At 64.7% G+C, this 12,042-nt stretch carries 13 protein-coding genes; 3 read left to right on the top strand and 10 right to left on the bottom strand.

The annotated features are described in order from the left end of the window. The 9 genes from QU44_RS03835 to QU44_RS03795 form a co-directional block, all read right to left on the bottom strand. Window positions 1–650: metallophosphoesterase family protein (locus tag QU44_RS03835; RefSeq protein WP_033920160.1), on the bottom strand; the 650-nt coding region annotated here is incomplete at its 3' end. A gap of 63 nt (window positions 651–713) precedes the next feature. Then, entirely contained in the window at window positions 714–1,469 is a 756-nt protein-coding gene (locus QU44_RS03830; RefSeq protein ID WP_033920211.1) for a HesA/MoeB/ThiF family protein, read from the bottom strand. Then, the gene (locus QU44_RS03825; RefSeq protein WP_052134298.1) at window positions 1,466–1,885 is read right to left on the bottom strand and encodes a hypothetical protein; all 420 of its coding nucleotides are present in this window, start codon (window positions 1,883–1,885) and stop codon (window positions 1,466–1,468) included. The genes QU44_RS03830 and QU44_RS03825 overlap by 4 nt, the downstream gene beginning before the upstream one ends. Next, a complete protein-coding gene (dut, locus tag QU44_RS03820; protein WP_033920159.1) occupies window positions 1,885–2,337 on the bottom strand; it encodes a dUTP diphosphatase in 453 nt (150 codons plus the stop codon). Before dut ends, QU44_RS03825 begins: the two co-directional genes overlap by 1 nt. Next, window positions 2,337–3,128, bottom strand: coding sequence for an alpha/beta hydrolase (locus QU44_RS03815; RefSeq protein ID WP_231621603.1), 792 nt, complete (start codon window positions 3,126–3,128; stop codon window positions 2,337–2,339). Before QU44_RS03815 ends, dut begins: the two co-directional genes overlap by 1 nt. Further along, window positions 3,115–4,347, bottom strand: coding sequence for a bifunctional phosphopantothenoylcysteine decarboxylase/phosphopantothenate--cysteine ligase CoaBC (gene coaBC / locus QU44_RS03810; protein WP_033920158.1), 1,233 nt, complete (start codon window positions 4,345–4,347; stop codon window positions 3,115–3,117). The genes QU44_RS03815 and coaBC overlap by 14 nt, the downstream gene beginning before the upstream one ends. Next, a complete protein-coding gene (locus QU44_RS03805; RefSeq protein ID WP_033920157.1) occupies window positions 4,344–5,444 on the bottom strand; it encodes a hypothetical protein in 1,101 nt (366 codons plus the stop codon). Before QU44_RS03805 ends, coaBC begins: the two co-directional genes overlap by 4 nt. Further along, a complete protein-coding gene (gene ubiB, locus QU44_RS03800; RefSeq protein ID WP_033920156.1) occupies window positions 5,441–6,973 on the bottom strand; it encodes a 2-polyprenylphenol 6-hydroxylase in 1,533 nt (510 codons plus the stop codon). Before ubiB ends, QU44_RS03805 begins: the two co-directional genes overlap by 4 nt. Further along, window positions 6,970–7,701, bottom strand: a complete 732-nt coding sequence (locus QU44_RS03795) for a class I SAM-dependent methyltransferase (RefSeq protein ID WP_033920155.1) — start codon at window positions 7,699–7,701, stop codon at window positions 6,970–6,972. Before QU44_RS03795 ends, ubiB begins: the two co-directional genes overlap by 4 nt. 89 nt (window positions 7,702–7,790) lie before the next feature. Between QU44_RS03795 and mutM the strand changes: the two genes are divergently transcribed. The 3 genes from mutM (at window position 7,791) to dnaA (ending at window position 10,781) form a co-directional block, all read left to right on the top strand. Further along, window positions 7,791–8,603, top strand: coding sequence for a bifunctional DNA-formamidopyrimidine glycosylase/DNA-(apurinic or apyrimidinic site) lyase (mutM, locus tag QU44_RS03790; protein WP_033920154.1), 813 nt, complete (start codon window positions 7,791–7,793; stop codon window positions 8,601–8,603). A 97-nt stretch (window positions 8,604–8,700) separates the two neighbouring features. After that, window positions 8,701–8,964: a 30S ribosomal protein S20 gene (rpsT, locus tag QU44_RS03785; RefSeq protein ID WP_033920153.1), complete on the top strand. Its 264-nt coding sequence runs from the start codon at window positions 8,701–8,703 to the stop codon at window positions 8,962–8,964. Between the two features lie 389 nt (window positions 8,965–9,353). Next, a complete protein-coding gene (gene dnaA / locus QU44_RS03780; RefSeq protein ID WP_081987853.1) occupies window positions 9,354–10,781 on the top strand; it encodes a chromosomal replication initiator protein DnaA in 1,428 nt (475 codons plus the stop codon). 241 nt (window positions 10,782–11,022) lie between these two features. Here dnaA and trpS read toward each other — a convergent pair whose 3' ends face one another. Beyond that, entirely contained in the window at window positions 11,023–12,030 is a 1,008-nt protein-coding gene (gene trpS / locus QU44_RS03775) for a tryptophan--tRNA ligase (protein ID WP_033920152.1), read from the bottom strand. Between the last annotated feature and the right edge of the window lie 12 nt (window positions 12,031–12,042).

The following is a 12,042-nucleotide window of genomic DNA, read 5'->3' as shown; positions in this document are numbered from 1 at the left end:
TCGTCGACCGCCTCGGTCACGGTGTGGCCGTGCACGACGACGTGGCTTAGGCTGCCGCGATGGCTCAAGAAAGGCTCGCGGATCCAGAACAGGTCCGCGGTGCGTTGTTCCTCGATCGGCACGTCGGGGCGGATGCCGGCATGGACGAACACATAATCGCCGAACACCAGCATCGTTTCGAACCCGGCGACGAAGCTGCGATGCGCCTCTGGCACCAGTGCGCGTGCCTGTTCTTCCAGCTCGTCCCATGATGCTTCGGCGAATTGCTCTGACGACATGCCATAGCTCAGCAGGGTTTCGCGCCCGCCGGCGCGGGCGAACACCTTCATCGCGTCGCGCTCACCCTCGAGCGCGGTCAGGAATAATTGCTCGTGATTGCCCATCAGGAAATGCGGCGTTGCCCAATCGAGCGACAGGGTGCGAAGCCGCTCGACCACGCCAGCCGAATCGGGACCGCGATCCATCAGATCGCCCAGGAAGATCAGCCGCGTATCGGCGGCAGGGCGCGCGGCATTGTCGCGCTCGATCATCGCGATCAGCTTTTCAGTCTCGTCGAGGCAGCCGTGAATGTCGCCGATCGCATAGATGCGAAGGCCTTCGGGGATCAGTTGCTGTTTGCGAGCGGATTTGCGGAATAAACGCTGGATCATATTTGTCTTGCTGTCAGGAGTCGGCCCCAGAACGTGCGCGGGGATATAAAGTGCCGGTGGCGGCTAAACCAGCACGCAGGCGGGGCAGCCCGGATCCTTGGGCAGGGTCAAGGTTCTGAAGCGCATCGACAAGCCATCGGCAAGCAAAAGCTTGCCCGCCATGTCATCGCCAAAGGGCACAACCGCGCGAACCGCCTCGATCGCGGCCAGGCTGCCGATCACCCCGGTCATCGCGCCGAGCACGCCCTGATCGGCGCAACTAATGTCGGCGCGATCGGGGTCGCCGCCGACGAAACAGCGATAACAGGGCTTGTCGATTTCCCAGCCGCGATAGACCGCCAATTGCCCTTCGAATCCGCCGATCGCCGCCGATACCAGCGGGATTTGCAGGCGAAGCGCGGCGTCGGCCACCGCCAGCCGGGTGGCGAAATTGTCGCTGCCGTCGAGGATGCAATCGGCCGACGCCAGCAGATCATCGGCATTGGCTGAATCGATCCGGGTGGCGTGCAGGCGCAGTTTGCTGTCGGGGTTGAGGCGGGCGAGCGCGTCGGCAGCGGCCTCGACCTTCATCCGGCCGATGTCGTCGGTGCCGAACAAGGTCTGGCGCTGGAGGTTCGATCGCTCGACATGGTCGTCGTCGATGATCGTCAATTGGCCGACACCGGCGGCGGCGAGATATTGCAGCGCGGGCGATCCGATGCCGCCAGCACCGATCACCGCGATATGCGATTTCAGCAACCGCATCTGTCCACCGCCGCCAATCTCGCGCAGGATGATATGGCGCGCATAGCGATCGAGTTGCGTATCGCTGAGCGTCAGATCGGCCATTCGAACGTCATCGTGGCGCGATACCAGCGGGTTGTCGTGGTTGCGTGCTGGCGCAGATTGTTGCGGGCGAAGCCCAGCACCAGGCCGGCGGCATATTGCTCGACCGTGGGGCAATCGATCGCGCGGGGGATGGTCACCCGCGCTCCCAATTCAGGGGTGACCAGCACGGCGATGTCGACCTGCATCGCGCGGCGGGTGGCACCGAACAAATTGGGTTTGCAGCGCCCAGCTTCGACTTCGCCGATGACGAATGCGGTGACGTGCTCGGTCAGGACCGGCGGTTCGCGATAGGGGAGGGCCGGCAGATCCTCCCAAGCGATCGACTGGCCCGGGCGCGAGGGCGGCGGCACGGTAGTAGGCGTGCCCGGCACCATCGCCTGCGCCAGCAAAAGAAGCGCCGACAGCATCAGCGACCCGTTGATCCGAAGCCGGCGGTGCCTCGGGCGGTCTCGTCGAGCGTATCGACTTCGGCAAGCGTCGCTGCCTGCACCGCTGCTGGCACCAGCTGTGCGATTCGTTCGCCGCGCACGACGTCGAAGGGTTCGCTGCCCAGATTGGCGAGGATCACCTTCACTTCGCCGCGATAGTCGCTGTCGATCGTGCCGGGGGTGTTGAGACAGGTGATGCCGTGTTTCAGCGCAAGCCCCGAACGCGGGCGTACCTGCACCTCGTACCCCGCAGGGATCGCGATCGCGAAGCCGGTCGCCACGGCGTGGCGCGCGCCGGGCAGAAGGGTCATGGTTTCGGCGGCGACGATGTCCATGCCGGCGGCACCCTGTGTCGCATAGACGGGCAGCGGCAGGCCCTGGCCGTGCGGCAGCCGTTTCAGCGCGATGCGGATCGGATTACCGTCATGCATCAGCTTGCCCCAGCCAATCGCGCCAGCGCGTCCAACGTCTCGGGGTCATTCAGAATATCGTGACCGCGACCGGGCAGGCGACGAAAGTCGGTGCCGATGCCGCGAAGGGCCAGCGCCTCGGCATAGGTGCCGGCGATACGCGGCGGCGTGATACGGTCATTCTCCCCCACCAGGATCGCGCTGCGCGTGGTGGTGGCGATACCGCCCACCGTCTGGAGCGGATCGAGGCTGGCGACCGGACGGTTGAAGCCTTTGCCGGGTTTGGCCTTTGCCATCAGCGCGCGCCATTCAGGCAGGGTGCAGGGACACCCCACCAGCAGCATGGCATCGACCAGCGCGGGGCGGGTGCCGGCAAGGTTGGCGACGAGCGCGGCACCGCCGTCTTCACCTGCGAGGATGGTCCGGGCGCGCGGATAACGCTTGCGATAGGCGGCGACCGATTCGCCGAGCAACCGGACATTGTCCGCCGTATAGCCATCGCCATTGCCGGCATCGCGAACCCCCGGCGAGGCGAGCCCGGTCCCGGTGCCATAGCCTGGACGCAGCAGCGCGACGACCGCCGCCTTCGGCAAGGTCGCGGCCGCCCGCTGGGCAAAGGCGAGGTGCGAAGGTGTCGCTTCGGTGTCGCCATGCACCACGATCACCAGTGTTTCGACCTGCTCCGGCTTGACGTTGCCAAAGGCCGCGCCGGCAAGCGGTGGTTCGATGATCGGCATGCGCGGCGTTGCAGCGCAGGCAACGAGCAGCAGCGCTGGCAGCAGCAGCGCGGGGACGAGATTAAAGCAGCGCATCGGCGATCCTGTCGGCAAGGCGCGCGGCGACGGTCGCCTTTGGCAGGCGCTCCCATTGCTCGACGCCCAGCGCGGTCACGAGGTGAATGGTGTTGGCATCTCCGCCCATTACATCGCCCGATACGTCATTGGCGACGATCCAGTCGGCCTGTTTGGCGGCGCGTTTGGCGGTGGCGTGTTCGACGACCTGCTCGGTTTCGGCGGCAAAGCCGATCAGCAGGCGCGGGCGGTGCGGGCTGGTGCCCAATGTCGCCAGCAGATCGGGATTGGGCACCAGCGCCAGCATCGGCTGCATGGCGCCTTTTTTGAGCTTCTGGTCGGCAATCGCCTCGACCCGCCAGTCGGCGACGGCCGCCACCATCACCGCGGCATCGGCGGGTAAAGCGGCAGTGACCGCATCGGCCATCTGCCGCGCGGTTTCGACATCGATGCGATCGACTGCGGCAGGGGTAGGGAGGGTGACGGGACCGGCAATCAGCGTCACCCGCGCCCCGCGCTCGGCCAATGCCTGCGCGATCGCGAATCCCTGGCGGCCCGACGAACGATTGGCGATATAGCGAACCGGGTCGATCGGTTCATGCGTTGGGCCGGCGGTGACCAGGATGTGCTTGCCCACCAGCGAGCGCGCGCGCTTTTCGTCGGTGCGGGCCGAGCTGGTCGAGGCGGTTTCCTGAAGCCCTTCTTCGGGGACGAGGGCGCGCTGTATGGCGGCCAGAATTGCTGCCGGTTCGGGCAGGCGACCGGGGCCGAATTCGCCGCACGCCATCGCGCCTTCATCGGGTTCGAGCACGGTCACGCCATCGGCGCGGAGCTGCGCCACGTTGCGGACGGTCGCGGGATGCTGCCACATCCGCACATTCATCGCTGGCGCGGCCAGCACGGGCTTGTCGGTGGCGAGCAGCAAGGTGGTGGCTAGATCGTCGGCGATGCCGCTGGCCATGCGTGCCAGCAGGTCGGCGGTCGCGGGGGCGATCACGACCAGATCGGCTTCGCGGCTTAGCTGGATATGCCCCATCTCCGCCTCGTCCTTCAAATCCCACAGGCTGGTGTGGACCGGCGATTCGGATAAAGCGGCCAAGGTCATCGGGGTTACGAACTGCGCGCCGCCGTCGGTGAGGACACAGCGCACGGCGATCCCGCCCTGGCGCGCGAGCCGGATCAGCTCACAGGCCTTGTACGCGGCAATGCCGCCGCCGACGATCAGCAGGATACGCTTCATCGCACGATCCTCTGCACCCGGATGCGCCGCCTGTCGAGCGCAGCGGCAGTCAGGTCGCGCAGGCTGTCGGGCACAAAGACCAGTCCGACGAGCAGCAAGGGGGCCGCCATCACCGCCCAAGTAAGCGATTCAAGACGACCGAATGTCGCGATGATCAGCGCATAGCCGGTCAGCATCGCCGCGACGCGAAGGCCAAGCGGATCGCGCAAGCCCATCCAGCCAAACAGTGCCAGCGCCACGATCGGCGCGGCGATCCACAGCGGCACCGCCTGCAACGCGGTGGCCAGGCTTGCCGATCGGACGAACAGGCCAAAGCCATAAAGGCCCGACCAGCCGCTCGCTTGCGGATCGAGCGGGCCGGTGACGGCGGCGACTGCCATTGCGTGGAAGGTCAGGACCACGCCGAACAACAGGATCGCGCCGATCCAGCCATAGGCCTCGCGCCGCGCTCCCTCTGCCCAGGCAAACACCGCCATCACGATCAGATAGACCAGGGCGGTTTCGGCGATCAGCCCCGCGATCAATCCGATCGCGGCGGAATTGACCCAATTGCCGGGGCGGCGCAGCCCCAGCGACAGCGCGACCAGCGGTGCCGCCCAGAATTCATGCAGCGCCCACAGCCCGGTCTGGACGAATGCGACCAGCCCGCCCGCCAGCATCACCGCCGTCACCAGCACCGCAGGCAGATCGGCAACCGCTTCCGATCGCAGCCGGTTCAGCCAGACCAGGCCGGTTATGGAGGCCAGAGCGATCATCAGCGAAGATAGGAGCATCGGCGGCAAGCTGGCCTGCACCACGGCAAGCGTCGGCAACCGGAAGGTATCGAACGAGCGGAGGGGATAATTGCCCGCGCGCAGCGAATCGGCTGTGACGGTGTAGTAATCGCCGCCGGCGTGGAGCGCCGACACGATGCCTTCATACAGCAGCAGATCGCTTTGCGCGATCGCGCCGTCGCCGCTGGGTTGCGGCAGGAACAGCGCCTGGAACGACAGCAAGATGAGCAGCGCCGCCAGGCCGAGCAACAGGCGGGCAAATGGCTTGCCGATCCCGCCAAACCGGCTGGAATTGCGCAGCCATAGTGGCGGCGGTCGCCTCATCCGATCGCGAACATGGTGCCCGCGCCGACTGCCAGCCCCGCGAGTGCGATCAGCGCATAACGCCAGCCGCCACCGACCCGGACGATTTCAATATCGCGAAGCGGCGGCGAGGGCGGCGCGCCGCCGGGGGAGGGATAGCGCAATTCGATGTTGCGGATCAGTTCGGGCAGCCGGGCAAAGGTCTTGAGGTCGAGCATCAGCCGATCGGCCAGTGCCGCTTCGGGGCCAAGCTCGGTGCGGATCCATTCGCCGATGAAGGGCGCGCCGACGTCCCACAGGTTCACATTGGGATCGAGGCTGGTCGCCACTCCCTCGACCATCACCATCGTCTTTTGCAGCAGCAGCAGATGTGGCTGGGTCTGCATGTCGAATTCGCGGGTGATGTTGAACAGGCTGTCGAGCATCATGCCGACCGACATGTCCTTGGTCGCAACGCCTCGCACCGGCTCACCCACCGCGCGCAACGCGGTCGCGAACTCGGCCATATTGTGATGCGCGGGGACATAGCCCGCCTCGAAATGGATTTCGGCGACGCGGGTATAGTTGCCGGTGATCAGTCCGTATAAAATTTCGGCGAGCCAGACGCGCGCGCGCCGGTCGATCCGACCCATGATGCCGAAATCAATTGCGGCGATCCGCCCGTCGGCCAGCGCGAACAAATTGCCCTGGTGCATGTCGGCGTGGAAAAAACCCTCGGCGATCGCCTGGCGCAGGAATGCCTTTACCAGCGTCTGTGACAGCGAGGACAGGTCATGGCCGGCGGCAAGCAGCGCCTGTTTGTCCGACAGCTTGATGCCGTCGATCCATTCGAGCGTCATCACCTTGCCGGTGGTGCGTTGCCAATCTATCGCTGGCACCACGAAATCGGGCTGCGCCTGCATGTTGTTCTTGAGCTCCGATGCAGACGCCGCCTCGCGCCGCAGGTCGAGCTCGCGCAGCGTCCAGCGCTTGAACTGGTCGATCGTCAGGCGCGGGCGAAGCCGGGCGAGTTCGCCGCCCATCTGTTCGATCTGCGCGGCGGCCCATTCATAGGTTTCGATCGCACGGATGAATTCGGCCTCGACGCCGGGGCGGATGACCTTGATCGCGACGCGGCGGCCATCAGTGGTGGTGGCGCGGTGGACCTGCGCGATCGACGCGGCACCGATCGGCGTTTCGTTGATGTCGAGGAATAGCGATTCAAGCGGCTTGCCAAAGCTTGCCTTCATCGCTTCGCAAATCACCGAATAGGGCACTGGCGGCAGCGCATCCTGCAGGCGAAGCAGGTCGTTGGCGGCAACATCTCCCACCAGGTCGGGGCGGGTGGCGAGGGTCTGCCCAAGTTTGATCGCTGCCGGGCCGATCGCCTGGAACGCATCGGCATAAGCGGGGGCCGCCGGCAGCGACGCGCCAAACCGCAGGACGCGGCAGACGCGGCGAAGCGCTGGCGGCGTATTGGGGTTGCGCTCGATCCCGGTCAGCGCCCCGTGGCGTGCCAGGATGCGACCCCATTTCAGCAGGCGCAGCAGATGGATTGCGGGGGCGGTCAAATCTTCCAGCCGCTGTGGATTGCCACCAGTCCGCCCAGCATCGGCTCAACTTTGGTCTGCACAAAGCCTGCATCGGCGATCATCGTTTCGAACCGGGCCATGTCAGGGAAGCGGCGGATCGATTCGATCAGATAGCGATAGCTGTCCTCGTCATTGGCGATCAGCTTGCCAAGCTTTGGCACCAATCGGTGCGAATAGGCGTCATACACTTCGGCAAAACCCGGCCAGAGCGTAGTCGAGAACTCAAGGCAATAGAAACGCCCGCCGCGCTTGAGCACGCGATGTGCCTCGCGCAGTGCCAGCGGAATATCGGTGACGTTTCGGATGCCGAACGCGATCGTATAGGCATCAAAGAATCGATCGGGGAAGCGAAGCGTCTCGGCATTCGCCTCGGTCCATACCAGCCCCGAGATGCCGCGCTTGGCGGCGCGCTGCATGCCTACTTCCAGCATCGCCGGGTTGATGTCGGCAACGGTGATCGCTGCATCCGATTCGATCATGCGAAAGGCGATGTCGCCGGTGCCGCCCGCCATGTCGAGGATCGTCTCGCCCGCGCGTGGCTTCACGCGGCGGACGAACACGTCCTTCCACACGCGATGCATGCCCGCCGACATGGCGTCGTTCATCGCATCATAATTGCTGGCGACATTGGTGAAGACTTCGCCGACTCGGGCAGTCTTGGCGGTAGCGGCGATGTCTTCATAGCCGAAGGATACTGTGTCGGTCATGCCTGCCCAAATGGCGGTTTGCGGCTGTCCTGCCAAGCCCAATGGCGAGACTTGTCGCGGCACGCGCGTGCGCCTAGCTCAAGGCCGGTATGCCAGAGCTTCCCGAAGTCGAAACCACGGTGGGTGGGCTGCGCCCCGTGCTGGAGGGACGACGAATCGTCCGCGTCATTGCCAACCGCCCCGATTTGCGCCGGCCGATGCCGGTCGATCTGGGGCAGCGGCTGACCGGTGCGCGGGTGACGTCGCTTGGGCGGCGCGCGAAATATGGCCTGGTCGATACCGATCGCGGCGACACGTTCGTCTTTCACCTGGGCATGTCGGGCCGATGGCGAGTCGATCCAAGCGAAGCCTTGCCGCACGACCATCTGGTGCTGGAAACCGACGAGGGGCGGCGGCTGGCGCTGAACGATCCGCGACGCTTCGGATCTGTCGATCTGGTGCCGACGGCTGAATTGACCGGCTGGGGTCCGTTTGCCGCGCTTGGGCCGGAACCGCTGGGCGCTGAATTTACAGCCCGGCATCTGGCAAAGGTGTTTGCCGACCGCATTTCGCCGGTGAAGGCATTGCTGCTCGATCAGCGCAATGTGGCGGGGCTGGGCAACATCTATGTGTGCGAGGCGCTGCACATGGCCGGGATCGCGCCGAGCCTGGCCGGCGGGCAAATCGCCACCCGCCGAATCGCGCCGCTGGTCGCGGCGGTGCGCGAGGTGTTGGCGGCGGCGATCGAAGCGGGCGGATCGACGCTTCGCGATTATGCGCGGCCCGACGGCGAGCTTGGCTATTTTTCGAAGCAATGGCGCGTTTATGGTCGTGAGGGCGAGGCGTGCGGCTGTGGAACGACGATTTTACGGCGTGCAGAGGCAGGGCGATCGACCTTCTTTTGTCCGCAATGCCAGCGGTAAAGGTTGACCGCTGTGGCCAGCTTCGGTAAGGGCCGCGCTTTCCCGGGCAACGGAGCTTCGTTCCACGCCCATCCCAATTAGCAGGTTCGAGGACGGCATGGCGAATACGCCACAGGCGAAAAAGCGTATCCGGCGCAACGAGCGTCGTGCGGAAATCAACGGTGCGCGCGTCAGCCGCATCCGCACCTTCGTAAAGAAGGCCGAAGCAGCGCTCGAATCGGGCGACAAGGTTGCGGCCACCGCCGCGATGGCAGCGATGCAGCCTGAACTGGCGCGCGGCGTTGCAAAGGGTGTGCTGCACCGGAACACGGCATCGCGGAAATATTCGCGCCTGACCAAGCGACTGAGCGCACTCGCCTAACAGCGATTAGCGTTGAAAGACGAATAAGCCCTGCCGGTTCGCCGGTGGGGTTTTTTGTCGTGCCTGAAAGCTTGCTGCCATTTTCAGTTGCGTTTTGCGATCGATAATCCCGAAACGAGGTTCGTCCACGAGTCGATTGGTGTCGGCTTGCTTGACAGTAGACAAAACCACATAAAAACAGCAACTTAAGGCGGATTTCCAGCATTTCCGCCACAGCACTGAGTCAAGCGTTTTATATTTCATTTTCTTGACGTCGCAGGGTTGCTCGACTCACGATCGAGTTTCTAAACAGACCTCCCGCAGCGACGATGTTGCAGGCGGGGTTCAGCGAATCTTCGCAACCAGACGGGATATAATTTCCCGGCTGAGGGGGTTTTTGACTGTTGATGATGCGTAACCGGAAGCATGTGCTTTCCGGCAAGGAAGGGGCTGTCCGCGTGAACGAGCATGACGAGGCTGGCCGATCGGCGACGCTGGCAACCGCCTGGGAACAGGTGCGTCGCAACCTGCGTGCCCAGTCGGGTGCGAAGGTGTTCGACCAGTGGCTGAAGCCGGCGGTGCTCGCTGAAACATCCGATCTCGACTGCATCCGCATCGCGCTGCCTTCGCCGTTCATGACGAACTATGTGAAAGGCCATTATGCCGAGCGGCTGCTGCTCGAGTTCCGCACGACGCTGCCCGGGGTCCGTGCGGTGTCGGTGGAGACGCTGAGCGCCGCGCCAGCGCCGCGCCGGGTGTTGAGCGAGGCCGCGCCCGTTGCTGCCCCGGTTGCGCAGGTAGTGCCCGTTGCCGAGCGGTTTGCCTTTGATCCGCGCTTCACCTTCGATCGCTTCGTTGCCGATACGTCGAACCGGGTGGCGCTTAACGCTGCCAAGGCGCTGGCCGATCGCAATCCGCCGCAGTTCAGCCCGCTCTACATCCACAGCGCGACGGGCCAGGGTAAGACGCATCTGTGCCACGCGATCGGCCATGCCTTCCAGGAAGCCAATCCGGGCGCGACCGCGATCTATATGCCCGCCGAGCGGTTCATGTTCGAATTCGTCAAGGCGGTGCGCGCGCGCGACACCTTCAGCTTCAAGGAGCGGCTGCGCGGCGTCGACCTGCTGATGATCGACGACCTGCAGTTCATCGCGGGAAAGGATTCGACGCAGGAAGAATGCTTCCACACCGTCAACGAATTCATGACGATGGGCAAAAGGCTGGTGATCGCCGCCGACCGCTCACCCCAGCATCTCGACGGGGTCGAGCCGCGGCTGGTGAGCCGGCTGGGCGCGGGGCTTGTCACCGACATCAAGCCGCCCGAGTTCGGGCTTCGCCGAGCCATATTGGACACCAAGCTGCGCGAGATGCCGCAGGTGGCGGTGCCCGATGAAGTGCTTGAGCTGCTGGCGATGCGGATCAACACCAATATCCGCGAGCTGGAGGGCGCGCTTAATCGGCTGGTCGCCTATGCCCAGTTGATCGGCGAGACCGTGACGATGGACTTCGCGCTCCAGACCTTGGGCGAAGTGCTTCGCGGGGCACAGCGTCGCGTGACGATCGACGACATCCAAAAGGCGGTGTCGGCGCATTTCGAAATGAAGCAGCTCGACCTGATCTCGGACCGCCGCGCAGTAGCGGTGGCGCGTCCGCGCCAGATCGCGATGTACCTCGCCAAGCGGTTGACGACGCGCAGCCTGCCCGAGATCGGCCGCAAATTCGGCAATCGCGACCATTCGACGGTGATCCACGCGGTCAAACGGATCGAGGATTTGCGCGGCAAGGACCGCGAGATCGACGGTGCCGTCCGCAGCTTGATGCGGCAGCTCGAGGGCTGATCGACCATAGCGTGATGGCATGACGGCGTCTTGCTAACCCATCTCGTCCGTCATTCCCGCGAAGGCGGGAATCCATAACCCCTGTACCGAATATGGATTCCCGCCTTCGCGGGAATGACGAAGAGAAGACCGTTGTTTCCGCGTAATAGTACTCGATCTGGGGGCTCGCAGCAGGCGCTACGGATTGATCCTCACCAAACGGTGCGTTGGGGTACGCCCCCTCTCCAGGGAGGGGGGTAGGTTACGCTACTTGAAGCCCCAGCGCTTCCTGCGCCGCGCGCAGTGTCGGTGCCGCCAGCGTCCTTGCCTTGTCAGCGCCCTTGCGTAGCTCGGCCGCCACTTCGTCGCGGTTCGCCAGCAACTGCTTCAGTCGATCGCGGATCGGGCCGAGCGTCGCCACCGTCAGGTCGGCCAGTGCCGGCTTGAACGCGCCGAAGCCCTGGCCTGCGAACTCGGCAGCCACCTCGTCGGGTGTCTGTCCTGCCAGCGCGGCATAGATCGTCAACAGGTTGCGCGCTTCGGGGCGCTCGGCGAGACCCGCCATCGTTTCGGGTAGCACATCGGCGTCGCTCTTGGCCTTGCGAAGTTTGGCGACGATCGTGTCGTCATCGTCGATCAGGTTGATCCGGCTCATATCCGATGGGTCGGACTTCGACATTTTCGCGGTGCCGTCGCGAAGCGACATGATGCGCGGGGCTGCGGCCGAGATCAGCGGCTCGGGCAGCGGGAACAGCTCGACGGCGAAATCGGTGTTGAACTTGGTTGCGACGTCGCGCGCGAGTTCGAGATGCTGTTTCTGGTCCTCGCCCACCGGCACGTGCGTGGCGCGGTACAGCAATACGTCGGCGGCTTGCAGCACCGGATAGGTGAACAGGCCGACACTGGCCCCTTCGCGGTTCTTGCCCGCCTTGTCCTTCCACTGCGTCATGCGGTTGAGCCAACCCATCCGCGCGGTGCCGCCGAGCAGCCAGGCAAGCTCGCTATGTTCGGGTACGCGCGCCTGATTGAACAGGATCGCGCGGTCGGTGTCGATGCCAGCGGCGATCAGCGTGGCCGCCATCTCGACCGTCGTACGCGCCAGCTCCTTGGGGTCTTGGGTTACCGTCAGTGCGTGGAGGTCGGCGAGGAAGAACAGGCAATCGTCACCGGCTTGCAGCGCGTCCTGCATCGCTACCCATTGGCGGATCGCGCCAAGATAGTTGCCGAGGTGGAGATTGCCGGTGGTCTGGATTCCCGAGACGATTCGCATGGGTTCTTCTTC

It is taken from the genome of Sphingomonas sp. 37zxx (assembly GCF_000786205.1).
In the GTDB taxonomy this organism is placed as follows: Bacteria; Pseudomonadota; Alphaproteobacteria; order Sphingomonadales; family Sphingomonadaceae; genus Sphingomonas.
Note: the sequence above shows the minus strand (reverse complement) of the source record. Positions and strands in the feature narration are given on the sequence as shown.

Coding starts and splice junctions, on each gene's coding strand:
- trpS (WP_033920152.1), bottom strand. CDS start 12,030: ATGCGAATCGTCTCGGGAATCCAGACCACCGGCAATCTCCACCTCGGC.
- QU44_RS03805 (WP_033920157.1), bottom strand. CDS start 5,444: ATGAGGCGACCGCCGCCACTATGGCTGCGCAATTCCAGCCGGTTTGGC.
- QU44_RS03795 (WP_033920155.1), bottom strand. CDS start 7,701: ATGACCGACACAGTATCCTTCGGCTATGAAGACATCGCCGCTACCGCC.
- mutM (WP_033920154.1), top strand. CDS start 7,791: ATGCCAGAGCTTCCCGAAGTCGAAACCACGGTGGGTGGGCTGCGCCCC.
- dut (WP_033920159.1), bottom strand. CDS start 2,337: ATGCATGACGGTAATCCGATCCGCATCGCGCTGAAACGGCTGCCGCAC.
- coaBC (WP_033920158.1), bottom strand. CDS start 4,347: ATGAAGCGTATCCTGCTGATCGTCGGCGGCGGCATTGCCGCGTACAAG.
- QU44_RS03815 (WP_231621603.1), bottom strand. CDS start 3,128: ATGCGCTGCTTTAATCTCGTCCCCGCGCTGCTGCTGCCAGCGCTGCTG.
- rpsT (WP_033920153.1), top strand. CDS start 8,701: ATGGCGAATACGCCACAGGCGAAAAAGCGTATCCGGCGCAACGAGCGT.
- dnaA (WP_081987853.1), top strand. CDS start 9,354: ATGCGTAACCGGAAGCATGTGCTTTCCGGCAAGGAAGGGGCTGTCCGC.
- QU44_RS03825 (WP_052134298.1), bottom strand. CDS start 1,885: ATGCTGTCGGCGCTTCTTTTGCTGGCGCAGGCGATGGTGCCGGGCACG.